The sequence below is a fragment of the Amycolatopsis samaneae genome, assembly GCF_039541975.1.
In the GTDB taxonomy this organism is placed as follows: Bacteria; Actinomycetota; Actinomycetes; order Mycobacteriales; family Pseudonocardiaceae; genus Amycolatopsis; species Amycolatopsis samaneae.
The window spans coordinates 133035-157041 of record NZ_BAABHG010000005.1 but is presented as its reverse complement, the minus strand read 5'-3'; the positions used below and the strand labels follow the sequence as shown (position 1 = coordinate 157041).

General features: G+C 71.7%; 29 protein-coding genes. 10 read left to right on the top strand and 19 right to left on the bottom strand.

The annotated features are described in order from the left end of the window. Window positions 1-87 precede the first annotated feature (87 nt). Entirely contained in the window at window positions 88-963 is an 876-nt protein-coding gene (locus ABD987_RS14335) for an alpha/beta fold hydrolase (protein ID WP_345392083.1), read from the top strand. Here the strand turns inward: ABD987_RS14335 and cobA are convergent. The 6 genes from cobA to rpmB all read right to left on the bottom strand — a co-directional run bounded on the left by cobA (window position 951) and on the right by rpmB (window position 3731). Next, window positions 951-2180: a uroporphyrinogen-III C-methyltransferase gene (gene cobA / locus ABD987_RS14330; protein ID WP_345392080.1), complete on the bottom strand. Its 1230-nt coding sequence runs from the start codon at window positions 2178-2180 to the stop codon at window positions 951-953. The genes ABD987_RS14335 and cobA overlap by 13 nt on opposite strands. A 53-nt stretch (window positions 2181-2233) precedes the next feature. Further along, window positions 2234-2638: an ankyrin repeat domain-containing protein gene (locus ABD987_RS14325; RefSeq protein ID WP_345392077.1), complete on the bottom strand. Its 405-nt coding sequence runs from the start codon at window positions 2636-2638 to the stop codon at window positions 2234-2236. A gap of 136 nt (window positions 2639-2774) precedes the next feature. Beyond that, window positions 2775-3026 (bottom strand): 30S ribosomal protein S18, encoded by a 252-nt coding sequence (rpsR, locus tag ABD987_RS14320; RefSeq protein ID WP_345392074.1) that lies wholly within the window; start codon window positions 3024-3026, stop codon window positions 2775-2777. After that, window positions 3023-3328 carry a 30S ribosomal protein S14 gene (rpsN, locus tag ABD987_RS14315; RefSeq protein WP_345392071.1) on the bottom strand — a complete coding sequence of 102 codons (306 nt, stop codon included), beginning with the start codon at window positions 3326-3328 and terminating at the stop codon, window positions 3023-3025. The genes rpsR and rpsN overlap by 4 nt, the downstream gene beginning before the upstream one ends. Beyond that, the gene (rpmG, locus tag ABD987_RS14310; protein WP_345392068.1) at window positions 3328-3495 is read right to left on the bottom strand and encodes a 50S ribosomal protein L33; all 168 of its coding nucleotides are present in this window, start codon (window positions 3493-3495) and stop codon (window positions 3328-3330) included. Before rpmG ends, rpsN begins: the two co-directional genes overlap by 1 nt. Beyond that, on the bottom strand, window positions 3495-3731 hold the full coding sequence (rpmB, locus tag ABD987_RS14305; RefSeq protein ID WP_345392065.1) for a 50S ribosomal protein L28: 237 nt from the start codon (window positions 3729-3731) through the stop codon (window positions 3495-3497). The genes rpmG and rpmB overlap by 1 nt, the downstream gene beginning before the upstream one ends. Before the next feature lie 92 nt (window positions 3732-3823). Between rpmB and mrf the strand changes: the two genes are divergently transcribed. Genes mrf through ABD987_RS14285 form a run of 4 tightly spaced genes read left to right on the top strand, consistent with a single transcriptional unit; the run spans window position 3824 to window position 6592 of the window. Beyond that, entirely contained in the window at window positions 3824-5092 is a 1269-nt protein-coding gene (gene mrf, locus ABD987_RS14300) for a ribosome hibernation factor-recruiting GTPase MRF (protein ID WP_345392062.1), read from the top strand. Beyond that, window positions 5089-5352, top strand: coding sequence for a type B 50S ribosomal protein L31 (locus tag ABD987_RS14295; RefSeq protein ID WP_345392059.1), 264 nt, complete (start codon window positions 5089-5091; stop codon window positions 5350-5352). The genes mrf and ABD987_RS14295 overlap by 4 nt, the downstream gene beginning before the upstream one ends. Next, window positions 5352-5510, top strand: a complete 159-nt coding sequence (gene rpmF / locus ABD987_RS14290; RefSeq protein WP_345392056.1) for a 50S ribosomal protein L32 — start codon at window positions 5352-5354, stop codon at window positions 5508-5510. The genes ABD987_RS14295 and rpmF overlap by 1 nt, the downstream gene beginning before the upstream one ends. Beyond that, complete coding sequence (locus tag ABD987_RS14285; RefSeq protein WP_345392053.1) at window positions 5507-6592, top strand: GTP-binding protein; 1086 nt, start codon at window positions 5507-5509, stop codon at window positions 6590-6592. The genes rpmF and ABD987_RS14285 overlap by 4 nt, the downstream gene beginning before the upstream one ends. A gap of 67 nt (window positions 6593-6659) precedes the next feature. On the opposite strand, the gene ABD987_RS14280 is transcribed toward ABD987_RS14285, so the two are convergent. Then, a complete protein-coding gene (locus tag ABD987_RS14280; RefSeq protein WP_345392050.1) occupies window positions 6660-7970 on the bottom strand; it encodes an MFS transporter in 1311 nt (436 codons plus the stop codon). 198 nt (window positions 7971-8168) lie between these two features. On the opposite strand from ABD987_RS14280, the gene ABD987_RS14275 reads away from it, so the two are divergent. Beyond that, window positions 8169-8633, top strand: coding sequence for a DUF2599 domain-containing protein (locus tag ABD987_RS14275; RefSeq protein ID WP_345392047.1), 465 nt, complete (start codon window positions 8169-8171; stop codon window positions 8631-8633). 13 nt (window positions 8634-8646) lie between these two features. On the opposite strand, the gene ABD987_RS14270 is transcribed toward ABD987_RS14275, so the two are convergent. Beyond that, window positions 8647-9672 (bottom strand): LLM class F420-dependent oxidoreductase, encoded by a 1026-nt coding sequence (locus ABD987_RS14270; RefSeq protein WP_345392044.1) that lies wholly within the window; start codon window positions 9670-9672, stop codon window positions 8647-8649. Window positions 9673-9683: 11 nt separating this feature from the next. Next, window positions 9684-10610 carry an oxygenase MpaB family protein gene (locus ABD987_RS14265; protein ID WP_345392041.1) on the bottom strand — a complete coding sequence of 309 codons (927 nt, stop codon included), beginning with the start codon at window positions 10608-10610 and terminating at the stop codon, window positions 9684-9686. A 91-nt stretch (window positions 10611-10701) separates the two neighbouring features. Between ABD987_RS14265 and ABD987_RS14260 the strand changes: the two genes are divergently transcribed. Continuing rightward, the gene (locus ABD987_RS14260; protein ID WP_345392038.1) at window positions 10702-11298 is read left to right on the top strand and encodes a TetR/AcrR family transcriptional regulator; all 597 of its coding nucleotides are present in this window, start codon (window positions 10702-10704) and stop codon (window positions 11296-11298) included. Here the strand turns inward: ABD987_RS14260 and dmpG are convergent. Next, window positions 11292-12332, bottom strand: coding sequence for a 4-hydroxy-2-oxovalerate aldolase (dmpG, locus tag ABD987_RS14255; RefSeq protein WP_345392035.1), 1041 nt, complete (start codon window positions 12330-12332; stop codon window positions 11292-11294). The two genes, ABD987_RS14260 and dmpG, sit on opposite strands and share 7 nt — an antisense overlap. Further along, window positions 12329-13225 carry an acetaldehyde dehydrogenase (acetylating) gene (locus ABD987_RS14250; protein WP_345392032.1) on the bottom strand — a complete coding sequence of 299 codons (897 nt, stop codon included), beginning with the start codon at window positions 13223-13225 and terminating at the stop codon, window positions 12329-12331. Before ABD987_RS14250 ends, dmpG begins: the two co-directional genes overlap by 4 nt. A gap of 41 nt (window positions 13226-13266) precedes the next feature. Between ABD987_RS14250 and ABD987_RS14245 the strand changes: the two genes are divergently transcribed. Continuing rightward, window positions 13267-14013: an IclR family transcriptional regulator gene (locus ABD987_RS14245; RefSeq protein ID WP_345392029.1), complete on the top strand. Its 747-nt coding sequence runs from the start codon at window positions 13267-13269 to the stop codon at window positions 14011-14013. A 21-nt stretch (window positions 14014-14034) separates the two neighbouring features. Here the strand turns inward: ABD987_RS14245 and ABD987_RS14240 are convergent, their stop codons facing one another. Continuing rightward, window positions 14035-14646 carry a TetR/AcrR family transcriptional regulator gene (locus tag ABD987_RS14240; RefSeq protein ID WP_345392026.1) on the bottom strand — a complete coding sequence of 204 codons (612 nt, stop codon included), beginning with the start codon at window positions 14644-14646 and terminating at the stop codon, window positions 14035-14037. Window positions 14647-14728: 82 nt separating this feature from the next. Here ABD987_RS14240 and ABD987_RS14235 point away from each other — a divergent pair, with 82 nt between their 5' ends. Beyond that, window positions 14729-16255 (top strand): FAD-dependent oxidoreductase, encoded by a 1527-nt coding sequence (locus ABD987_RS14235; RefSeq protein ID WP_345392023.1) that lies wholly within the window; start codon window positions 14729-14731, stop codon window positions 16253-16255. Between the two features lie 41 nt (window positions 16256-16296). Here ABD987_RS14235 and ABD987_RS14230 read toward each other — a convergent pair whose 3' ends face one another. From ABD987_RS14230 to ABD987_RS14200, 7 genes are all read right to left on the bottom strand, one after another. Continuing rightward, window positions 16297-17451 carry an LLM class flavin-dependent oxidoreductase gene (locus ABD987_RS14230; protein ID WP_345392020.1) on the bottom strand — a complete coding sequence of 385 codons (1155 nt, stop codon included), beginning with the start codon at window positions 17449-17451 and terminating at the stop codon, window positions 16297-16299. Next, window positions 17448-18470: an ABC transporter substrate-binding protein gene (locus ABD987_RS14225; protein ID WP_345392017.1), complete on the bottom strand. Its 1023-nt coding sequence runs from the start codon at window positions 18468-18470 to the stop codon at window positions 17448-17450. The genes ABD987_RS14230 and ABD987_RS14225 overlap by 4 nt, the downstream gene beginning before the upstream one ends. Next, complete coding sequence (locus ABD987_RS14220) at window positions 18457-19173, bottom strand: ABC transporter ATP-binding protein (protein WP_345392014.1); 717 nt, start codon at window positions 19171-19173, stop codon at window positions 18457-18459. Before ABD987_RS14220 ends, ABD987_RS14225 begins: the two co-directional genes overlap by 14 nt. Continuing rightward, window positions 19158-19979: an ABC transporter permease gene (locus ABD987_RS14215; protein ID WP_345392011.1), complete on the bottom strand. Its 822-nt coding sequence runs from the start codon at window positions 19977-19979 to the stop codon at window positions 19158-19160. Before ABD987_RS14215 ends, ABD987_RS14220 begins: the two co-directional genes overlap by 16 nt. Window positions 19980-20309: 330 nt before the next feature. Beyond that, window positions 20310-21020, bottom strand: a complete 711-nt coding sequence (locus ABD987_RS14210) for an MBL fold metallo-hydrolase (RefSeq protein WP_345392009.1) — start codon at window positions 21018-21020, stop codon at window positions 20310-20312. 9 nt (window positions 21021-21029) lie between these two features. After that, on the bottom strand, window positions 21030-22148 hold the full coding sequence (srmL, locus tag ABD987_RS14205; RefSeq protein WP_345392006.1) for a PheS-related mystery ligase SrmL: 1119 nt from the start codon (window positions 22146-22148) through the stop codon (window positions 21030-21032). A gap of 207 nt (window positions 22149-22355) precedes the next feature. Beyond that, on the bottom strand, window positions 22356-22883 hold the full coding sequence (locus tag ABD987_RS14200) for a DinB family protein (RefSeq protein ID WP_345392003.1): 528 nt from the start codon (window positions 22881-22883) through the stop codon (window positions 22356-22358). Between the two features lie 193 nt (window positions 22884-23076). Here ABD987_RS14200 and ABD987_RS14195 point away from each other — a divergent pair, with 193 nt between their 5' ends. Next, window positions 23077-23946, top strand: a complete 870-nt coding sequence (locus ABD987_RS14195) for a DMT family protein (protein ID WP_345392000.1) — start codon at window positions 23077-23079, stop codon at window positions 23944-23946. Window positions 23947-24007: the final 61 nt, after the last annotated feature.

The window sequence follows — 24007 nt, the reverse complement described above, 5'->3', positions numbered from 1 at the left end:
CCGCCAACCCGGATTGACAGAGTGCCAATTCCGCCCTGGGATGCTTTCCTGGACGGACCCATCCTCACGAGCGGAAGGACGGTGGCCATGGCCGCGACCGCGATCGACGGCCTCGCGCCGCTGCCGGAGGCCGCCCCCGCGCGGCGTTCGTCCCGGCCGATCGAGCTGTCCGGCTCGTTCGGCCACGACGGTCACCGGCTCTGGTACACCGAGTTCGGCGAGGGCGACCGCGTCGTGGTGCTGACCCACGGGATCATGCTGACGCGCCGGATGCACGCGCCGCTGGCGCGGCGGCTGGCGCGGGCCGGGTTCCGGGTGGTCACCCTCGATCTGCTGGGCCACGGCGACTCCGACCGGCCGACCGAGTCGTGGCGCTACTCGATGACGGCGTTCGCCGAGCAGACCGTCGCGCTGCTGGATCACCTCGACGTGGCGCGGGCCGTGGTCGGCGGGACCTCGCTGGGCGCGAACGTCGCGCTCGAAGTGGCCGTCACCGCGCCCGAGCGGGTGCGCGGGCTGATCGTCGAAATGCCCGTGCTGGACAACGCGATCGTGGCCGGGCTGGTCACCTTCGCCCCGCTGCTGCTGGCCGCCCGTTTCCTGCCGGCGACCGTGCGCGGGGTGGCACTGGCCGCCGCGCTGGTGCCGCACGGCAACCAGTGGGTGGACGTCGTCACCGACACGCTGTCCCAGCGCCCGGAGCCGATGGCGGCGCTGCTGCACGGCGTGCTGTTCGGGCGCATCGCGCCGCCGAAGTCGATCCGGCGGACGATCACCGCCGCCGCGCTGGTGATCGGGCACGAACGCGACCCGATTCACCCGTTCGGCGACGCCGACACGCTCGCCGCCGACATGCCCGGCGCGGAGTTCGTCCAGGCGCGCAGCCCGGTCGAGCTGCGCTTCGACCCCACACGGCTGACCACCGCGATCACGGAGTTCGCCGAGCGCTGCTACGCAGCCTGACCCGGCCGGGGCAACCCGGCGACCGGCCCGATCACGATCACCGCGGGCGGGCGGACCCCCGCGGCCGCGGCGTCCGCCACCACGGTGTCCAAAGTGGACCGCAGGACCCGCTGGGTGCGCATGGTGCCGTCCTCGACGATCGCGACCGGTGTGTCGGCGGGACGGCCGCCTTCGAGCAATGCCTTGGCGAACAGGGGAAGCCGCTCCACGCCCATCATCAGCACGATCGTGCCGCGCATACGCGCCAGCAGCGACCAGTCGACCAGCGAGGTGTCGTGCCCCGGCGCCACGTGCCCGGACACCACCACGACCTCGTGCGCGACACCCCGGTGCGTCACCGGCACGTCGGCCACCGCGGGAACGGCGAAGGCACTGGTGATCCCGGGGACCATCGTCACCGGCACCCCGGCCTCCGCGCACGCGAGCACCTCCTCGAACCCGCGGCCGAAGACGTACGGGTCACCGCCCTTGAGGCGGACGACGAACTTGCCGGCCTTGGCACGGTCGACGAGCGTGCTGTTGATCACGTCCTGGCTGGCGGCACGGCCGTAGGGGATCTTCGCGGCGTCGACGATCTCCACCTCCGGCGCGAGTTCGTCGAGCAGTTCCCGGGGGCCGAGCCGGTCGACGACCACGACGTCGGCACGCGCGAGCAGCCGCCGTCCGCGCACGGTGATGAGGTCGGGGTCGCCGGGGCCGCCGCCGACGAGCGCGACGCCCGGCAAGGTGTCCTCCGGCCGGGGACCGCGGCCGTCCTCGACCACGCCCGCGTGCAGCCCGTCGAGGACGCTGTCGCGTACCGCCGCCGAGCGCAGCGGCTCGCCGCCGGACAGGACACCGACGAGCAGCCCGCCGTAGCGGCCGGACGCCGGGGTGACGGCGCTGCCGAGGTCGCCGTCGTCGGCGCGTACACAGAACACCCGGGCGCGCTCGGCCTCCCCGCACACCGCGGCGTTGGTTTCCGGGTCGTCGGTGCACGCCAGCGCGTACCAGGCGTCGGCGAGATCGCCCTCGGCGTAGCGCCGCTCGTGCCACACGATCTCGCCGGCGTCGGCCATCGCGCTCACCGAAGGGGTGGTGTGCGGGGAAATCAGCTCGACGCGGGCGCCGGCGCGGATCAGCCGGGGCAGCCGGCGCTGCGCGACCGTGCCGCCGCCGACCACCACGACGCGGCGGCCGGTGAGCTGGAGGCCGGAGAGATAGTGCGGGTCGTCCATGCGCGGAGAGTCTATTGACCCGCTCCGTTCGCGCTAGCCGAGCGTGCTTTCCCTCACTCCCCCGGTTCGAGCAGGGTGAGCAGGTCCTCGTTGCCGAACATCCTGGCCGCGTCGATCGCGGAGGGCTGCCCCGCCGCCGGGTCCGCGCCACCCTTGAGCAATGCCTTCACCACGTCCGGTTCGTTCTTGAACACCGCGCCCGCGAGCGGGCTCTGCCCACGATCGTTGACACGGCCGGGATCCGCGCCGCGATCGAGCAGAGCCGTGACGGTGTCGGCGTGGCCGTGGTAGGCGGCGAGCATCACGAGCGTGTCGCCCCGGTCGTTGGTGAGGTTCGCCGAGATCCCCGCGTCCACATAGGCCGCCAGCTCGGCGGTCCGTCCGGCACGGGCGAAGCCGAACACCTTGGCCCACAACTGGAGCAGTTCGGGGTCGATCTCCTCCGGGTTCTCACTCATCCCGCGAGTTTCCCACATTTCCGGGCAGGGCTCCCGCGCCCCAATGTGGCATTGGGTGCGCTCAACGCACCCAATGTGGCGTTCGGTGCGTCTGACGCACCGAACGCCACATTGGGGCGCTCGTCGGCCGGGCGGCTCAGCCCCTGGCGGGGCCGGGGTACGGGAGCAGCGCCATCTCGCGGGCGTTCTTGATCGCGGTGGCGACCTGTTTCTGTTGCCGCGGCGTCAATCCCGTGACCCGGCGGGCCCGGATCTTGCCGCGGTCGGAGATGAACTTGCGGAGCAGGTCGACGTCCTTCCAGTCGACCTCGGTCACCCGGGCGGCGTGCAGCGGGTTCACCTTGCGACGGCCGGGGCGGTCGCGGTTCGGCTTCGGCATCCGGCTCACCAGCTCGACTTCGTGACGCCGGGCAGCTCGCCGTTGTGCGCCGCCTGCCGCATCCGGACCCGGGAGAGCCCGAACTTGCGCAGGTAGCCGCGCGGCCTGCCGTCGGCCGCGTCGCGGTTGCGGATCCGGGTCGCGCTCGCGTCGCGCGGCATGGCCTGGAGTGCCGAAACCGCCGCGGCCTTCTCCTCCGGCGACGCGGCAGGCGAGGCGATGACGGCCTTCAGCTCGCGGCGGCGTTCGACGTAGCGGGCGGCGACCACCTTCCGCTGTTCGTTCTTCGCGATCTTGGACTTCTTGGCCATCAGCGCTCTTCCTTGAACTCGACGTGCCTGCGGGCGAGGGGGTCGTACTTGCGCAGCACCATGCGATCCGGGTCGTTGCGCCGGTTCTTCCTGGTCACGTAGGTGTAGCCGGTGCCGGCCGTCGACCGGAGCTTGATGATCGGCCGGATGTCGGTGGCCTTCGCCATCAGAGCTTCACTCCCTTCGCCCGCAGCTCGGCGACCACGGCGTCGATCCCGCGCTTGTCGATCGTCTTCATGCCCTTGACCGACACCCGCAGCTTCACCCAGCGCCCTTCGCTGGGCACGAAGTAACGGCGCGTCTGCAGGTTCGGGTCCCACCGGCGCGACGTCCGGCGATGGGAATGCGACACCTGCTTCCCGAAGCCCGGTCTGCGGCCGGTGACCTGGCACACGGCTGACATCTGCCCTCCCAAGTTGGTAGTGATAATCGTTGTCAATTACTCTACACAGCCGTACCCGTTCGCCCGACGACCCCGTCCGTTCTGGAGCCCCAGTGACCGATCACCCGCGTGTGCCCCTCATCCTGATCAGCGGCCTCGCCCCCGGCCCGAACAGCACCCTCGCCGCCCTGCTGCGCGGCGCCGAGCCTGGCACCGCCGTCGTGCACCACGACCTGCGGCAGATCGGCTCGGGCGTCGTGCGGCGCCGCGTCCAGTTCGGCCAGCGCGACCAGCTGACCGCGCTCGAGCTCGCGCACGGCTGCGTCTCCTGCACGCTCCGCGAGGACCTCCTGCCGCTGCTGCGCCGCCTCGCCGGTACGCCGGGTGTGCGGCGAATCGTGCTGCGGCTGGACGAGGCGATGGAGCCCGAACCGGTCTGCTGGGCGATCCGCAACGTCCTGGTCGGCGACCGGCCGGTGCTCGACGACGTCGAGCCGCGCGCCGTGCTGACCGTGCTCGACCGCGCGACCTGGCTCGACGACGCGACCGGGGACGCGCTGCTGGCCGAACGGGACCTGCGCGCGAGCCCGGAGGACGAGCGGACGGTCGCGCAGGTCGCGTTGTCCCAGGTGGAGTTCGCCGACGCGCTCGTGCTCGCGGGCACGGCACCGGACGCGTGGGCGGCGGCACGAGAGGCCGCGGTGCTCGACCGGGTGGCGCCCTCGGTACCCAGGGTCGAACTGTCCCATGTGGACGGTTCGAGCGTGCTCGACGCCGTGCCGTCGGCCGCCCGCAGGGGCGAGATCACCGACATGCACGGCGCGTTGCTGCGCGGTCAGCCCCCGCTGCACACCGACTGCGGGATCGCGCTGATGACGTTCACCGCGCGACGCCCGTTCCACCCGGAACGCCTGCACGAGGCCATCGACGTGCTCCTGGACGGCGTCGTCCGTACCCGCGGCCGTGCCTGGGTGGCCAGCCAACCGGACGTCGCGTTCTGGATCGAGTCGGCGGGCGGTGGCCTCGGGATCGGCCACGCCGGGCCATGGCTGGCCTCCCCCGGCGGTCCGGAGTGGACGGACGTCTCCGCCGAACGCCGCACGCTGGCCTCGTTGCGCTGGGACCCGGTCCACGGCGACCGGGCGCAGGAAATCGTCGTGGTCACCGATCACACCACGCCCGAGGAGGTCGAGGCGGCGCTCACCGGCGCGCTGCTGACCGACGAGGAACTCGCCGCCGGGCAGGAAGTCTGGCGGCACTACCCGGATCCCTTCGGCGAGTGGCACGAGGAACCGTGCGACGACACCGAGATCGATCCCGCCAAGCACGACGTGTCGGTGCGGAACACCGACGCGCCGGACCGAAAGGACGAAAACCAGTGAAACCCGGTATCCACCCCGACTATCACCCGGTGGTGTTCAAGGACTCGTCGACCGGCGACGCGTTCCTGACCCGCTCCACCATGACCTCCGACAGGACCGTCGAATGGAGCGACGGGAACACCTATCCCCTCGTGCTGGTCGACATCAGCTCGGCGTCGCACCCGTTCTGGACCGGCAACCGGCGGATCATGGACACCGCGGGCCAGGTCGAGAAGTTCCACCGCCGCTACGGGCAGCGCGGGACCGGAGGTGCCCGCTGATGGCCGTCCCGAAGCGGAAGACCTCCCGCAGCAACACCCGCTCCCGTCGCTCGCAGTGGAAGGCCGCGGTGCCGGACCTGGTACCGATCAAAGTGGACGGTGAGACGAAGCTCGTCCCGCGCCGCCTGATCAAGCACTTCCAGCGGCTGGAAAGGTGAGCGTCCCCGTCACCGTCCTTTCCGGATTCCTCGGCGCCGGGAAGACGACACTGCTCAACCACATCCTCGCCAACCGCGAGGACGTGCGGGTCGCGGTGATCGTCAACGACATGAGCGAGATCAACATCGACGCCGCGCTCGTCCGCTCCCGCACCGAGGAACGGCTGGTCGAGCTGACCAACGGGTGCATCTGCTGCACCCTGCGGGAGGACCTGCTCGACGAGGTCGGCCGGTTGTGCCGCGAAGGCAGGTTCGATCACCTGCTCATCGAGTCGAGCGGGATCTCCGAACCGATGCCGGTGGCGGCGACGTTCTCCTTCCCCGGCGAGGACGGCGTCCCGGTGCTCGGCGCCGCGCGGCTGGACACCATGGTCACCGTGGTGGACGCGGTGAACTTCGGCCGCGAACTGGCGGGCGGCGACTCCCTGGCGGACCGGCGGCTGGACCAGTACTCCGGCGACGAGCGGACCGTGTCGGACCTGCTCGTGGACCAGGTCGAGTTCGCCGACGTCCTGCTGCTGAACAAGGCCGACCTCGTCCCGGCGGACGAGCTGGACCGGCTGGCCGCCGTGCTGCGACGGCTCAATCCGGCGGCGGACGTCCTGACGTCGAGCTTCGGTGAGGTCCCGCCGGCGCGGGTGTTCGGCACCGGCCGGTACGACGCCGAGCGCGCCGCCGAGGCGCCGGGCTGGGTCGCCGAGCTGAACGGCGACCACGTCCCGGAGACCGAGGAGTACGGGATCTCCAGCGTCGTGTTCCGGGCCGAGCGGGCGTTCGACCCGGTCCGGCTGTGGGATCTGGTGGCGCGGCGGCTGGACTCCGGGGAGTTCGGGACGGTGTTGCGCTCCAAGGGGTTCTTCGCGCTGTCGTCCCGGCCCGGGGTGACCGGGCTGTGGTCGCAGGCGGGGTCGGTGGCCCGGTTCGAACCGCAGGGCGTCGCGGACGCGCCGCGGCAGGAGCTGGTGTTCATCGGCGTCGAGCTGGCCGCCCCGGCGCTGACCGCCGCGCTCACCGCGTGCCTGGCCGACGCCCCCGCCACCGAAGATCCCTTCCCCGCCTGGGACGCCGTCCACGTCCACTGACGGTCCGTGGGGGCCTCCTTGAGGGACTCTAGGTCCCTCAAGGAGGCCCCCACGGACCTTCGACGCTTCAGGCGCGGACGCGGGCCCGCAGGACGGAACGGCGTAGCAGCGGGATACCGAGCAGGACGAGGACGGCGGGCAGCACGCTGGACCCGAGCAGGATCGCGGTGACCGCGCTGCCCGGCTGCACGGTCGTGGCGTCCACACCGGACACATAGCCGCCGAGCGCCAGCACGATCCCGAACACGCCGGGACCGAGCGCCAGCCCCAGCGTTTCCGACGCGGTCCACACCCCGGCCGCGATCCCCGCCCTGGTGGCGCCGGTGCGTTCCTCCTCCTCGCCGATCAGGTCGGCCAGGATGGACAGCGGGAACACCGAGATCCCCGCGTACCCGACGCCGCCGAGCGCGACGCACACGAACGTCACCGGCAGCGGCAGCGCCTGGCCGCCGGCCATCCCGGCCAGCCCGACCGTGAAGGACACCGTCGCGATCCGGAAGCCGGTGAGCTTGCCCCAGCGCTTCCCGACGCGGGGCCACAGCGGCATGGTGAGCAGCGCGGGGGCCACGACCCCGACGAACAACAGCGTCCGGTAACCGGGATCGCCCAGGACGTGCTGCGCGTAGTAGCTGATGGCCGCGAGCACGACACCGATCCCGAGCGCCTGGACGAAGTAGACGCCGAGCAGCCAGCGGAACGGCCGCCACTCCCGCATTGTCGCCACCAGCTCGCGGAAGCTCACGGTGGTGGGACGCAGCGAGCCGACCGGCGCGTCCTTCAGCCCGAAGTACACGCCGAACGTCGCGGCGAGCACGATCAGGCCGATCACCGCGCCCATCACGCGATAGCCCGCGACGCCCTCGATCGCCCCGGTGATGGCGGGCGCGCCGCCGCCGGAGACGAGAATGGCGACCGCGAGGAAGCCGATCCGGACGCTGGTCAGTCTCGTGCGCTCGTCCGCGGAGGCGGTGAGTTCGGCGGGCAGCGCGTTGTACGGCACCTGGAAGAACGCGTACGCCGTGGCGCACAGGAAGAACGCGACGACGACATAGGTGGCGTCCGGGAGCGGCGAGCCGAACCCGGGATGCGCGAACAGCGCGGCGAAGAGCACCGCGACACCGATCCCGCCGTACAGCAGGAAGAGCCGCCTGCTGCCGCGCTTGACCAGGCTCGCGTCCGACAGGCGACCGGCGACCGGGTTGAACAGCACGTCCCACGCCTTCGGCACGAACACGATCACCCCGGCCACCGCCGAGGGCACCGCCATCGTGTCGGTCAGGTACGGGAGCAACAGGAGGCCCGGCACGGTGCCGAAGGATCCCGTCACGAACGAACCGAGCGAGTAGGTGTACCTCGTCCGGCGGGGCAGTGTCGCCATGATCCTCCTGTAGAACGTTCCCGGCGAACGATTCAGTACTGGATCCCTGCCCGCACCGGGTAGTGGTCGGGAGGAATCGTGCCACCGTCGTGATGCGCGGGCGGTACCGGGCCGACTTCGGCGAGTACGGCTCCCGGCGGAGGTATCTGTGCCACAGTGGATCCCGGTAAGGATCTTCCGGCATCGAGGAGGAATCGGATGAGATCCCCGAGTACGGCCCGGCTGGGTGTGGCCGCGCTGCTGTGCACCGCGGCCACCCTCGCCACCGCGGGCACGGCGAGCGCCGCTCCCGCCACGTCTCCCGACGACATCCCCACGGCGGGCATCGTCCCCGGCGGCCCGGCCACCGCGCTGCCCGCGGCGACCGGTCAGGCGATCATCGACCACACGGCGTGGCTGCCGGATCCGAAGGGACCGCGCCTGGCGGTCTTCCCGACCGAGTACGGGCGCCGCCAGGCACCGGCGAGCGCGCGGCTCGACGCCTGGGCCGAGGTCGTGAAGCTCGCCCCGAGCGTGAACCACAACAACATGCGCGACCAGTTCCTGTGCCACTACGACTTCGCGCGGATCGGCGCGCCGGACAAGCCGAGCTGGAACCTCGAACAGTGGCGCCCCGACGTCGGCTACGCCAGGACGGTGCTGGCCCGCTGCAACCCGACCTGAGCCGGGCCAGGCCTCAGCTGAGCGCGGCGGCGACCTTCGACAGCGTGTCGGCGTCGCCGCGCAGCAGCAGGGTCGTCACCACGGTCTCCTCCCACCGCGCCAGCTCCTCGCGGATCTTCGCCGCCGGGCCGATCAGGGAGGTGTCCTCGACCAGCGAGGTCGGGATCGCCGCGGTCGCCTCGTCCTTGCGCCCGGCGAGGTACAGCTCCTGGACCTTGTCCGCGACGTCGGCGTAGCCCATGCGGGCGAACACGTCGTGATGGAAGTTGACGCTTTTCGCGCCCATGCCGCCGATGTAGAGCGCGAGCGAGGGCTTGATCCAGCTCGCCGCCTCCTCGACGTCGTCGTGCACGAGCACCGGTACCGACGCGGCCACCTCGAAGTCGGACAGGGTGTGCCGCGCGTTCGGCCGGCCGAAACCTTCCTGCAACGCACCGCGGTAGAAGGCGTCGCTCCTGGGCGAGAAGAACAACGGCAGCCAGCCGTCGCAGATCTCGGCCGCCAGCGCGACGTTCTTCGGCCCCTCCGCGGCGAGGAAGATCGGAATCTCGGGCCGGAGTGGATGGACGGTCGGCTTCAGTGCCTTGCCCAGCCCGGTCCCGCCCTTGAGCGGCAGCTGGAAGAACTCGCCGTCGTGGGTCACCGGCTCCCGCCGCGCGATCACCTTGCGAACGATGTCGACGTACTCCCGGGTGCGGGCCAGCGGCTTCGGGTACGGCTGCCCGTACCAGCCCTCGACCACCTGCGGACCGGACGCGCCGAGCCCGAGCACGAACCGGCCGCCGGAGAGGTGATCCAGCGTCAGCGCGGACATCGCCGTCGCGGTCGGCGTCCGCGCCGACATCTGGACGATGTTGGTGCCGAGCCTGATCCGGCTCGTCGCGGCGCCCCACCAGGCGAGCGGGGTGAACGCGTCGGAGCCGTAACCCTCGGCCGTCCACACCGAGTCGAAGCCCAGCTCCTCGGCGCGTTTCACGGCGTCGAGCGCGCCCGGCGGCGGCCCGGCCGACCAGTACCCGAGGTGATAGCCCAGCTTCATACCCGCTCCCATCAGACGTTCGGTGAGTAGTGCTCCGGTTTTCCGCGTTCCGACACCGGCGGCAGGTTCCTGCGTGGAGTGTCGACCACCGGCGCGTCCGGCGCCAGCCGCCCCCGTTCCCGCCGCCAGCCCGCGCGGGCACGGGGGTGGTAGCGGCGGTCGTGCGGGACGAACCCGAACACCGTCTTGACGGCCCACCCGAACCGCCGGAACCAGCGTGCGTCGGCGGCGGTCCAGGTGAACCCGAGCAGTTCGCGTACCTCGGGTTCGTACATGCCGACGGTGAGCCGGACGAAGTCGCGGGCGATCACGCCCCGCACCCGGCGCCACACGAAGTCCGGCAGCCACGGGAGAAACGGCGGTTTCGCGAGGTCGCCGATCTCCAGCACGTCGCGGGTGGCCTTGTTGTCCTCCAGCACCTCGGCGCACATGTGTTTCCAGTACAGCTGGAACTCCTCCCAGGTGCCCGGTACCGGCCGCATGGTCATGTCGTACATCCGCCACCACTGGACGTGCTCGTCGAACAGCCGCCGTTTCTCCGCCTCGCCGATACCGCCCATGAAGTGGTCGGCGATGTGGATCGTGCTCATGAAGAACGTCGAGTGCGCCCAGTAGAACGTCTCGGGATCGAGCGCGTGGTAGCGGCGCCCCTTCGCGTCCACGCCCTTGATGCGGTCGTGGTAGCCACGCACTTCGAGCGCGGTCCGGTGTGCCCGCGGACCGTCGAACACGACGCCACCGATCGGGTAGAGCGAGCGGAACAGCCGCTGCCAGCGTTCCTCGAAGAACCGCGAATGCTGCTCGACGGCGGCGCCGAGCCCGGGATGCATGTTCTGCATCGACCCGGCCCACAGCCCGATCAGCAGGCCCCGCCAGTCGCCGAAGTACTTCCAGGTCAGCGAATCCGGCCCCAGCGGTGTCGGTTCTGCCCGTGTCATCGTCCGCTCCTCGTCGAGTCGTCCAACTGACCACACCTGTTGTCAGGCTAGAATGTGACAACGCGTGTAGTCAACCGAGGAGTAGGTGGGCATGCCGGGGCGGACCTGGGCCGGGACGACGCTCGACGATCGCCGGGCGCTGCGCCGGGAGCAGTTGCTCGAGGCGGGTCTCGACCTGCTCGGCTCCGAAGGCAGCACGGCGGTGAGCGTGCGCGCCGTGTGTCGCCACGCGAAGCTCACCGAACGGTACTTCTACGAGAGCTTCGCCGATCGCGAAGAGCTCGTCGCCGCGGTCTACGAGCACGTCGGCGAGCAGGCCCGGCAGGTGCTGCTCGACGCCGTCCGCGACGCGCCGAGCACCGCCGAGCGCGCCGAGAACGCGGTCAAGGCGTTCGCCGGGCTCATCGTCGACGATCCGCGCAAGGGCCGGGTCCTGCTGCTCGCCCCGCTCACCGATCCCGCGCTGACGCGCAAGGGGCTGCATCTGCTGCCCGCGTTCGCGGCGCTGGTCGGCGAACAGCTCTCGCGCGGCGACGAGACCGAACGACGGCTGGTCTCGATCGGCCTCGTCGGCGCGCTGAGCAACGTCTTCATCGCCTACCTCGACGGGACGCTCCCGGTGTCGCGGGAACGGCTCGTCGCGCACTGCGTCCGGCTCGTGCTCGGCGCGGACGACCTCGCTCACTGAACCGCCGCCTCCTTTTCGGCGGCCAGCCGCAGCGCGATGTCGATGATCATGTCCTCCTGTCCCCCGACGTACCGTTCCGCACCCACCCGGTAGAGGATTTCGTGCGCCGGGACGCCGTAGCGCTCGGCGGCGCGTTCGGCGTGCAGCAGGAAACTGGAGTACACCCCGGCGAAACCCTGCACGATCGACGAGCGGTCCATCACCGGCAGCCGGGTCAGGTACTTCTTCACGACGTTCTCGGCCGCGTCCATCAGCACGTCCTTGTCGACGCCGGTGGTGACGCCGAGCCGCTCGAACGTCGCCGCGAGGACCTCGGTCGGCGAGTTGCCCGCGCCCGCGCCGAGCGCCGTCAGCGACCCGTCGATCTGGCGTGCCCCGGCACGGTAGGCGAGCACGGAGTTGGCGACGCCGAAGCTGAGGTTCTGGTGCCCGTGGTAGCCGACCTGGGCCCGCTCCCCCAGTTCCGCGACCAGTGCCTCGACCCGCACCGAGGCGTCCTCCAGGATCAGCGCGCCCGCGGAGTCCACAATGTACACACACTGGCAGCCGGCGTCGGCCATGATCCTCGCCTGCTTCGCCAGCTCGTCCGGTGTGGACATATGGGAGAGCATCAGGAATCCGACGGTTTCCATGCCCAGCTCGCGAGCCGCGCCGAAGTGCTGCTCCGAGACGTCGGCCTCGGTGCAGTGGGTCGCGATCCGGACCGCGCCCGCGCCGAGATCGGCCGCCACCTTCAGGTCCTCGACCGTGCCGAGACCCGGCAGCAGCAGCACGGCGATCTTCGCGCGGCGCGCCTCGTCGACGGCGGCGGAGATCAGCTCCCGTTCGTCCACAAGGGAGAATCCGTAGTTGAAGGTCGACCCGCCCAGCCCGTCGCCGTGGGTCACCTCGATGAGCGAGACCCCGGCGTCGTCCAGCGCGCGCACGGTGTCACGCACCTGCCGCTCGGTGAACTGGTGCGCCATCGCGTGACTGCCGTCGCGCAGGGTCGTGTCGACCAGCCGGACCTCGCGCTCGATGTCGTCCCAGCTCACGCGGCCACCTCCCGCGCCAGCAGTTCCCCGGCCCGCGCGGCGGCGGCCGTCATGATGTCCAGGTTCCCGGCGTAGCGCGGGAGGTAGTCGCCGTTGCCCGCGACTTCGAGGAACACGCCGACCCTCGCCAGGCCCCGCCAGTCCGGGCGCGGGGTGTCGAACTGTGGCTCGGCCTTGAGCGTGTAGCCCGGCACGTACTGCTGTACCTCCTTGACCATCCGCTGGATCGAGTCGGTGATCGCGGCGAAGTCGGCGTCCGGGTCGATCGCGCAGAACACCGTGTCCCGCATGATCATCGGGGGCTCGACCGGGTTGATGATGATGATCGCCTTGCCCTTCTCCGCACCGCCGACCTCCTCGATCCCGCGGGCGGTGGTCACGGTGAACTCGTCGATGTTCGCCCGCGTCCCCGGTCCCGCCGAGCGCGAGGACACCGACGCGACGATCTCCGCGTAGGGCACCGGCGTCACCCGCGAAACCGCGTGCACGATCGGGATCGTGGCCTGTCCCCCGCAGGTGATCATGTTGACGTTGGGCACGTCGAGCTGCTCCGGTGTCGCGACCGCCGGGCACACGAACGGCCCGACCGCCGCCGGCGTCAGGTCCACCGCCCAGATGCCCGCGTCCGCGAAGCGCGGCGCGTTCGCCAGATGCGCTTTCGCCGACGTGGCCTCGAAAACCAGCTCGGGCAGCTCGTCGCGGGCGAGCAGCCAGTCCACGCCGTCTGCCGACGTCTCCAGGCCCAGCTTCGCCGCCTTCGCCAGCCCGTCCGAGGCCGGGTCGACGCCGACCATGTAGCGGACCTCGATCCGCTCGCTCCGGCGTAACTTCGCGAGCAGGTCCGTGCCGATGTTGCCGGGGCCGACGATCGCGGCCACCACCTTGCGTCCCATGCCTGGTGACGGTCCTCGCCGGGGTGGTCCATACTCAACCCATGCGTACCACTGGGCGGAACGGCGATGGGCTGATCGCCGATCGGATAGCCGCGTTGCTCAGCGCCTTCCGGCCCGGCGACGACGCGCTCGGCGTCTCCGAACTGGCGCGGCGGACCGGACTGGCGAAGACCACCGTGCACCGGCTGGCCGGGCACCTCGTCGGCACCGGTCTGCTCGAACGCGAGGGCACCGCGGTGCGGCTCGGGCTGCGGCTGTTCGAGATCGGGCAGCTCGCCGTCCGCCGCCGCGGTCTCGTCGAAGCCGCGCGGCCGTACCTGGCCGATCTGCGCGAGGCCACCCGCAACACCGTCCATCTCGCGGTCCTCGAAGGCACCGAGGTCGTCTATCTCGACATCCTGCGCGGGCCGGACGCGCCGTCGCTGCCCTCCCGCATCGGCGGCCGGTTCCCCGCGCACGCCACCGGCGTGGGCAAGGCGATCCTGGCCCACGCGCCGGAGCCGGTGGTCGCCGCGGTGATCGACGCGGGCCTGCCGAGGATCAGCACCCGCACGATCACCGCGCCCGGGCTGCTGCGGCGTCAGCTCACCCGCATCCGGCAGGAGGGGATCGCCTTCGAGCGCGAGGAATCCGGCGTCGGCGTCGTGTGCGCGGCCAGCCCGCTCGTGGACGCCACCGGCTCCGCCGTCGCCGCGGTGTCGATCTCCGGCTGGGCCAACCGGATGCGGACCGAACGGGTCGCCCCGGCGGTCCGCACCGTCGCGCTGGCGTTGTCCCGCAACCTCTGAGACCGGACGGTCGCGTCCGTTTCAGCCTGTTCGGTGATCCCGCACGAGGGGCAGGAAGAGGTCGTCGACGATCGATCGGACGCGCGCGGGCCGCACCGGCCCCATGTCCATCAGCAGATCGTGCCGCACCAGGTCGAACGGCATGGCGAGCACCGCGGCGGGGACGCGTTCGAGGTCGAGCTCGCCGCGGTCGTGGGCTCGCCGGTAGATGGTCCGGACCGGCGGGAGCCGTTGGGCAGCCATCACTTGCTCACGGATCTGCGAAGGGGTCAGGCCGGTGTCGGACAGCAGCCCCGAACACGCGGCGGCCATGACGACGCCGAAGAAGCCGGAGAGGGTTTCGCCCACCGCCGTCAGGTGAGCGAGCAGATCGCCGCGCAGGGTGCCGGTATCGGGGACGGCGACCGGATCGGCCTTCCGGTGGTGCTCGATCGCGGCGAGCACGAGCTGGTCCTTGTTGGCCCAGCGGCGGTACAGCACGGGCTCGCTGGTGCGGGCGCGTACCGCGACCGAGCCCATGGTCAGGCGGGCGTAGCCGACCTCGACCAGCTCGTCCCACGCCGCGGTGAGCAGTGCGGATTCCAGCTGCGCGCCGTGCCGGCGGCGGGCGGGTTCGGGCGTCTCGGGGACCACCTCTCCACGATAGAAAGACTTGCCTTTCTTAGCAAGGCGCCCTAACTTTAAGAAAGGGATTACTTTCTAAAGGGGTGACCAGATGACCGCCACACCGAAACCGCCGACGCCGGACGCGCCGACGGTGCTGATCGTCGGTGCCGGCCCGACCGGGCTGACGCTGGCCTGCGAGCTCGCCCGCCGCGAGGTCTCCTTCCGCCTGATCGAGGCCGCTCCCGGCCCACAGCCCGGCTCCCGTGGCAAGGGCATCCAGCCGCGCACCCTCGAGGTGTTCGAGAATCTCGGCATCATCGACCGGGTGCTCGCCAACGGCCGGCTGGCGATGCCGATGCGTTCCACCGCTCCCGACGGCCAGGTGACGCTGGGCGGCGGGGAGCCCGCGGCGTTGCGGAATCGCCCCGACATCCCCTACACAACGAGCCTGATCACCCCGGAATGGCGCGTCGAAGAAGCACTCCGGCTGCTGCTGGCGGACCTCGGCGGCACGGTCGAGTTCGGCACCGCGCTCGCGGGCTTCGAACAGTCCGGCGAAGACGTGTCAGCGGTAGTCGTCCGGAACGGCGAGACCGAGACGGTCTCCGCGCGCTGGCTGGTCGGCTGCGACGGCGGCCACAGTGTCGTCCGCAAGCAGGCCGGTATCGCCTTCCGGGGCGAAACTCGCGAAGAGGTGCGGATGCTCGTCGCCGATGTCGGGGTGGACGGCCTCGATCGCGACGCCTGGCATCTGTGGCAGCACGCCGACGGTCTCGTCGCCCTCTGCCCGCTGCCCTCGACCACCGCCTTCCAGTACCAGGCCGTCCTCGCGCCGGGACAGGATCCCGACCTCGGCCTCGCCAACCTGCGGGCGGTCCTCGAACAGCGGACCGGCCGCACCGACCTCCGCCTCCACGAGCCGGAGTGGTCGTCGCTGTGGCGCGCCAACGTCCGCCTCGTCGACCGCTATCGCGAGGGCCGGGTGTTCCTCGCTGGCGACGCGGCGCACATCCACTCCCCCGCCGGCGGCCAGGGGATGAACACCGGCATCCAGGACGCGCACAACCTCGGCTGGAAACTCGCGGCGGTCGTCCGGGGCGCCGCACCGGCACTGCTCGACAGCTACGAGGCCGAACGGCGACCGGTCGCCGCCGAAGTGCTCGCGCTCTCGGACGCGCGTCTCCGGCAAACGATCGAGGAGAAGGGCATCTCTACCGATCGCGACGCGAGCACGCTCCAGCTCGGGGTGAACTACCGCGGCTCCGCGCTGGCCCGCGACGACCGCGACGAGACCGCCGCTCTCCGCGCGGGCGACCGCGCCCCCGACGCGACCGGGCTGACGACGGTGGACGGCGAACACCGGCTGTTCGACCTGACGCGCGGCGGCCGCTTCACCCTGCTGGATTTCGGGGCCACGACGACGATCGAAGCCGCTCCGTCCGTTCTCGGGACTCTCCGTGTCACCGGACGACCGACCGGCCCCGGCGAACTCGCGGACACCGAAGGCCTGCTCGCCCGCGCCTATGGCGCGACCGGCCGCACCCTCGTGCTCATCCGTCCCGACGGCCATATCGGGCTGATCTCCGACGCGGGCGAGGCCGCGGCGGTGTCACGCTATCTCGCCGCGCTCGGCTGATCCCGCCGAAGGTCCGATTCGGACGGTGTCGCAGGCCTCGTTCAGAGCGCCGCCACGGTGCGTTCCGGATGGGCGGGCCGCAGCGCGGGAACATCGGCGAGCAGTCCGCGCCGGGCGAGTTCGGGCCGGACGCCTTCGCCGAACCAATAGGCCTCCTCCAGGTGCGGGTAGCCGGACAGGACGAACTCCTCGACCCCGGCCGCGTGGTACTCCTCGATCAGGTCGGCGACCTCGGCGTGGCTGCCGACGAGCGCGGTGCCCGCGCCACCGCGGACCAGGCCGATCCCGGCCCACAGGCCGGGATGGATCTCCAGCCCGCGCACGCCGCCGTCGAGACGTCCGCCGTGCAGCGCGACCATCCGCTGCTGGCCGATCGACTCGCTGGCCGCCAGCTGGCTCTGCGCCTTCGCGACCTGTTCGGGACTGAGCGCGTCGAGGAGTTTCTGCGCCTCCGCCCACGCTTCGGCCGAGGTGTCGCGTGAGATCGTGTGCAGCCGCACGCCGAACCGCGGCGCCCGCCCGTGGGCGGCCGCGAGTTCCCTGACCTTGGCGATCTTCTCGGCCACCTGTGCGGGCGGTTCGCCCCAGGTCAGGTAGACGTCGGCGTGCCGGGCCGCGACCGGGAGCGCCGCGGGCGAAGAACCGCCGAAATACAGCGGCGGCAGGGGATCCGGCACGGCCAGCGTCGTCGCGCCCTCGACCCGCAGGTGCTCGCCTGCGAAGTCGAACGGCGTGCCCGACCACACCCCGCGCACGATGGACAGGAACTCGTCGGTGCGGGCGTAGCGCTGGTCGTGGTCGTGCCAGTCGCCGAAGCGGCGCTGCTCCACCGCGTCGCCGCCGGTCACGATGTTGAGCAGCGTCCGGCCGCCGGAAAGCCGCTGGAAGGTCCCGGCCATCTGGGCGGCCAGCGTCGGCGAAATGACACCCGGCCGGAACGCGACCAGGAACTTCAGCCGTTCGGTCTCCCGGATCAGCGCGGCCGTGGTCAGCCAGGCGTCCTCGCACCAGGTGCCGGTGGGCGTCAGCACGCCGGTGAACCCCTGGCTCTCGGCCGCGCGGGCGACCTGCGCGAGGTAGCCGATGTCCGGGTCCCGCTGCGCGGCCGGTCCGGCGGATTTGTTGGCGTGGAAGCGTTCCACGATGGTCCGGCCGTCCCCGCTGGTGGGCAGGAACCAGTGCAGGGTGACGCTCATCCGTTGCTCCTCACGGCTTCCAGCTCCGGCCCGTACCGGCGGTCCACAAAGGACGAAAAGTCCACCTTGCCCGGCAGGGTCCCCTCCTCGCCGAACGCGTCGGCCAGCTGTTGTTCGGACGCCACCACCGCGTCGTCCAGCGGGGCGGGCAGGTCACGGCCCGCTTCGACCGTCTTCTGCGCGACGTCGAGGCGAAGGCCGGTCACCTGTGCCCACGACTTCGCCCACTCCGCGCGGTGGGTGTCCGCCCATTTCTGCGCCTTGACCACACGGGACAGGTAGTCCTTGATCGCGGCGTTCTTCCCGGCGTCGGCGAGCGCGGCCGTGCTCGCGGCCTGGAAGCTCAGTCCGTTCGAGCTGCCGCGGCCGTCGGCGATGGTCCTGGCGCCGGCGTCGAGCTGGGCCTGCGCGGTGTACGGGTCCCAGATCGCCCAGGCGTCGATCCGATGCTGGGTGAACGCGGCGTAGGCCTCCGACGGCTGCAGGAACGACAACCGGACGTCCTTGGTGGACAGTCCGGCCCTGCGCAGGGTGTTCAGCAACTGGCCGTGTGCCGAGCTGCCCTTCGCGACCCCGATCGTCCTGCCCCGCAACGACGGGATGTCCCGGACCGGCGAGTCGGACGGCACCAGCAGCGCCTCGCGTTCGACATTGCTCGTGGCGACACTCACCACGGCGATCTTCGCCTTCGCCGCCGCCGCGAAGATCGGCGGCGTGTTCCCGACGCGGCCGAGGTCGATCGCGCCCGCCGACGCCGCTTCGAGCAGCGGCGGTCCCGAGGTGAAGGTCGCCCATTCGATCTTGTACGGCAGGTCGCCCAGGAAGTTCGCCGCGGTGAGCATCGCCTGCACCCCGCCCTTCTGGTCACCCACCTTGAGTGTCACCTTCGCCAGGTCGGCGGCGGAGACCGGGCCGGGTACCGCGGCCTTCGCCGTCGTGCCCGCGGAGGAGCCGCAGGCGCTCGCCCCGCCGAGGGCGAGCACCGCGACGGCCGCGGTGATGCTCTTACGCCAACGCACTTTCGGTCACTCCCAGGTCTTCGAGCACCCGCGCGCGGACCTCGACGTGGTCGGTGAGCGCCCGCGGCCGGGGCAGGCCGAGGACGTGTTCGGAGACGATCCGGCCCTCGCCGAGGACCAGGATCCGGTCGGCGAGCAGCAGGGCCTCGTCGACGTCGTGGGTCACCAGCAGCACGGCCGGTTCGTGGCGGCGCCACAGGTCTTCCACCAGGCCGTGCATCGCGATCCTGGTGAGCGCGTCGAGGGCGCCGAAGGGTTCGTCGAGCAGCAGCAGATCGGGTTCGCGCACGAGCGCGCGGGCGAGCGACACGCGCTGGGCCTCACCGCCGGACAACGTCAGCGGCCAGTCGTCGGCGTGGTCGGCAAGGCGCACCTCCCCCAGCGCGCGTTCGGCGAGTGCCCGGTCGTTCGCCCGGCTCGCGCCGTCCCGGCGCAGGCCCAGCACGACGTTGCGCCAGACGCGCCGCCAGGGCAGCAGCCTCGGCTGCTGGAACGCCACGGACACCGTGCCCTCGACCTCGGCGGTGCCCTCGATGTCGTCGTCGAGCCCCGCCAGCACCCGCAGCAGGGTGGACTTGCCGGAGCCGCTGCGGCCGAGCAGCGCGACGAACTCGCCGCGTTCGATGGTCAGCTCCAGTCCATTGAGGACGGTGCGGTCGCCGAACCGCTTGGTCAGTCCGGAGACCGTCACCGGGCGCGCCATCGCAGTGCCCTCCTTTCCAGCAGCCGGACCAGGGCGTCGGTGGCCAGGCCGAGAAGCGCGTAGACGACGAGACCGACGACCACGACGTCGGTGCGCAGGAAGTCCCTGGCGTTGTTGATGAGGTAGCCGACCCCGGCGTCCGCGTTCACCGTCTCGCCGACGATCAGCGCGAGCCAGGCCAGGCCGAGCGACTGCCGCAGCCCGACGAGGGCCGGTGGGAGCGCGCCCGGCAGCACGACGTGCCAGAGCCGTTCCGCGCGGGTGAAGCCCAGCGCGCGGGTGGCCTCGACGAGACGTTCGTCGGTGGCGCGGATTCCCGAGTGGACGTTGAGGTAGAGCGGGAAGGCGACGCCGAGCGCCACGAGCAGGATCTTGGTCTGCTCGCCGATGCCGAACCACAGGATGAACAGCGGGATCAGGCCGAGGAACGGCAGGGTCCGCAGCATCTGCACCGGCGGGTCGACCAGTGCCTCACCCCAGCGGGACAGCCCGGCGAGCACACCGAGCGCGATCCCGACGGCCGCGCCGAGCACGAAACCCGCGCCCACCCGGCCGATCGACACCGCGAACGCCGTGCCCAGCTCGCCACTGCGGATCACCTCCGCGCCCGCCTGGACCACCGTCCAGGGCGAGCTGAGCTTGTCCGGCGGGAGGAGACCGGTCGCGCTGGCGATCTGCCACACCGCGAGCAGCGCGATCGGGCTGATCCAGCGGCGCAGGTTCGGCCGCCGCCACCGGGTGCGGCGCGGCGGCGCACCGGGCGCGGCCGGTTCGGCGCGCGTGAGCACGCCCGTGGAAAGGGACACGGATTTCTCCGGATTTCGTCAGGGGGAACGGGAGAACTGACCGGCGGGCGCCGGGAGGTGGCTCAGCGGGCCGGACAGACCGCGCTCGCCTGCTGCCGGAGATCGACGTGCAGACGGGCGACCAGGAGCGCGCCGCGTTTCATGCCACCGAGCATCGTGTCCCGCGCGGCACCGCGTCAACCAGTGGACGGTGCGTCCCGGAATGTGAACGAATCCGTGAGAACGGTTGCGCGCCGGGGTTCGAGGTCGCCCTGGGACGCGCTGAAGGCCACCTTGAGGGACTCTGGTTCCCTCAAGGTGGCCTTCAGAGGCAGTGGTGCCGGACCGTGCTCAGCCGCCGAAGAGCTGGTGCCACTCCTGGAGCGAGCGCGGACGGAAGACGAAGTTCGTCGACTTCACCTCGGACAGCGCCGCCGAGGGCGCGGCCGAGTACTGGTGCCCCGGATAGACGACCGGGTCCCCGGGCAGCCCGGCGAGCCACTGGAGGCTGCGGAAGATCGCGTCCGCGTCGCCGCCGGGGAAGTCCGTGCGACCGCAGCCTTCGAGGAACAGCGTGTCCCCCGAGACGAGCTTGTCCTCGACCAGGAAGCACTGGCTTCCCGGGGTGTGCCCTGGCGTGTGCAGCAGCCGGATCGGGATCGCGCCGACCTCGAGGACCTCGTCGTGGTCGTGGGCGCGCAGGTCGGTGCCGGACACACCGGTGACCCGGCGCACCCACTCCGATTCCGCGCCGTTGACGTGGATCGGGACCTGCTCGATCGCCAGCAGCTCGGCGATCCCGGGCAGCGAGAAGCCCATCATCTCGCCGCCGACGTGGTCGGGGTGGTGGTGCGTGGCGAGCACGCCGGTCAGCCGCATGCCGTCGGCGGCGAGCACGTCGAGCAGATCACGCACGGCGTACGCGGGGTCGACGACGACCGCGTCTCCGGTCTCGCGGTCGCCGATCAGGTACGCGAAGTTGACCATCTGGGTCGCCACCGGATCGCCCACCGCGTAGTCACGGCCCGCGAGCAGTTGCCGGAAGTACAGCCGATCTGCCATACGTCCACCCTAGGACCCGCCCGCCGCCCACTGCGCGACGGTGCCCCGGTGCAGCGCGGCGTAGACCCGGTCCCGCAGCAGGTTGGCCTCGTGATCCGACAGCGTGGCCCCGAGCGACCGCAGCACGATCCGGACGAGCAGGTTCTTCTGCCCAGGGTGCGCGCCGAGACGCGCCAGTGCCCGCTCCGGCAGCGCGGCACAGGGCGTTTCCGCCAGGATCTCCACCGATTCGACGCTGTCCGCGTCGGCGCCGAGCGCTTCTCGGACCCGGTCGCCGAGGTCCTCGGCGAGTTCGTCGGCGCCGACCGCGATCGACAGGTCGCGGCGCACCGGCGGCATCGCCGACACCGGGCGGTACGGCGCCAGGTCGCCCAGCTGGGCGAGGACGGCGGGCTCGGCGGAGCGCAGCAGGCGGATGTCCGGGACGCCCTTGAGCAGCATGAGCATCCGGTCCAGGCCCATGCCGAGTGCGAGTCCCGACCACCCGGCGCCGAGCCCGGCCCTGGCGAGGACCTCGGGATGCGCGACACCGCATTCGGCGACCTCGACCCATTCGCCGCCGTGCTCGACGTCGACCTGGACGCCGTCGAGTGTGTAGGGGTGACGGCGTGGCTCCCGGCGCTCGGGCCTGCCGGGCAGGAGCGCGGCCAGCAGCGCGGTGATCATCCCGTGCAGCGCGGTCCGGTCCATCGGCGCGCCCCGGGTGATCCGCCACAGGTCGAGCTGGTGCGGGGTGCCGGTGTGCAGCCGGTCGATGCTGTCGCGGCGGTACACGACGCCCGGGCAGACGAGCAGCACGTCGTCGGCCGGGTCCTCGGCCAGCGCCCGCAGCGCGGCGGGAACCGTCGCGGTGGAATGACTGCGCAGCATGCGGCGCTCGTCGACGTAGCGGGTGTAGCGCGCGTCGCGGGTGACGTCGGCGGGGTCGTAGCCGAGGTTGTCGTAGTTGTCCTCGACGGTGACGATCCGGTCGCCGCGGCACCAGCGGACCGCGCAGTCCCACCGCGCCGCCAGCGCGCCGACCGCGAGGTCGACGACGAGTTGGAGCGCGTGCGGACCGGCGGCGGGATCACTGAGGTCGCGGACGGCGAGATCGCGGGTGAGCTGGGCGGGACTGAGCGCGGACATGACGAAGCCTCCTGAGCGGAACGGGTGCCGGATGGGGGATGGACTCCCCCTGGCCCCGGAGCGCTCGGCGAGGCAGGGTCAGCGCGCGGGTGACGGCACCGGTTCCCCGCGGCGCCCGTTGGGGGCCAGGGGGCCGGTAAATCGGCGGGTTTCCGCTACGACGGCCACAAACCAAGGATACCGGCGCGCGCCACCGGATTTCGCGCGTTATTCGCCGGTTTCGCCGTCGGCGAGCTCCCGCAGCAGGTCCAGGTGCCCGACGTGCCGGGCCGTCTCCTGGACGACGTGCGCGAGGATCCAGCGCACGGTGAACTCCTCCGGCGACCGGCGTGCCCGGTCCCCCGCCGCCAGTCCGGCGGTCGACGTCTCGGCGAGCGCCCACTCCGCGCGATAGGCCGCCACCACCGACGCGGGGTCGTCGCCGGGAGCCAGCTCCCAGCTCGGGTCCGGCGTCCCGGCCCACAGCGACGGCAGGTCGGCACCGCCCGCCTTGATCGAAAGCCACCACCGCTCGACCGCCGTGAGGTGTTTGAGCACCCCCAGTGCGCTCATCCGCGGCGAGGTGGCCAAGGGGGTCGCGGCGGCATGGGCGCGGGTCAGGCCCGCGACCTTGGTGACCGCGGTGGCGCGCAGGAACGCCAGGAACTCCCACTGCAGCCGCAGTTCGTCCCCGGCCACGCCCCCGGGCCACGACCTCGCGACCGGCTCGGCGATACTCGAACGCTCGTTCGACATGACCCGTACCCTAGCGCGCGGCCTGGTGCCCGATCATCGGCCGGGGCCGGGCGCGGCGACCTCGACGGCCTTCCAGCCGCTTCGTCCAGTTTGGACAGTGCGGCCGCCTTTACACCTCGTGCCGGCCGCGTCGGAGGACCGTCCAGCGCACCTTGAAATCCCGGGGACAGCGAACCGGGCCTAGGCTGATCACATGTGGTGGGGACTGCTCTGCGCGCTCGGCGCCGCGTGCGCCTACGGCGTCGCTTCGGTGATGCAGGCGGTGGCCGCTCGCGCCGCCGACAACGGCGAGGACGGCGATGGCGTCGATCCCCGCCTCCTGGTGCGAGTGCTCGGCCAGTGGCGGTTCGTCGTGGGCGTCGGCCTCGACGTGCTCGGCTTCGTCGCCCAGATCGCCGCACTGCACGTGCTGCCGCTGTTCGTGGTGCAGGCCGCGCTCGCCGCGAGCCTCGCGGTGACCGCCGTGGCCGCGCGGGTGCTGGGCATCCGGCTCGGCGTCCGCGAATGGACCGCGGTCGGGCTGGTCTGCGCCGGGCTCGCGCTGCTCGGGACGTCCGCGGAGAGCGAGGGTTCGGATCCGGTCGGGCTCGGCTTCCGGTTCGGGCTCGTCGGCGCCGTCGTGGTGCTCGGGATCGGCGGGTTCGCCGCCGGGAAGGCGGGACGCCGGGTGCGGACGCCCGCGCTCGGGCTCGTGGCCGGGCTGTGCTTCGGCGTGGTCGCGATCGCCGGCCGCGTCATCCCGAGCCTGGCGCCGCTCGACCTGCTCACCGACCCGGCCACCTACACCGTGGTGGTCGCCGGGCCGATGGCGATGTTGTTCTACGCGACCGCGCTGCAACGGGGAAGCGTCACCACCTCGACCGCGATGATGGTGCTCGGCGAGACGGTCTTCCCCTCGCTGGTCGGGATCTTCGCGCTCGGCGACCGGACCCGGCCGGGCTTCGCGGTCGTCGCCGTCGCCGGCTTCGTCCTCGCCGTGGCGGCCGCGCTGGCGCTGGCGCGCTTCGGCGAACCCGCCCCTGCCGGGTCCGAAGCGGACACTCCGGCGCACACCCCCTCCTGACCTGATCACGACGTCGGGCTGGCAGGACCCTGCGCGAGCCGACCATCGCCGCCGCCACCGA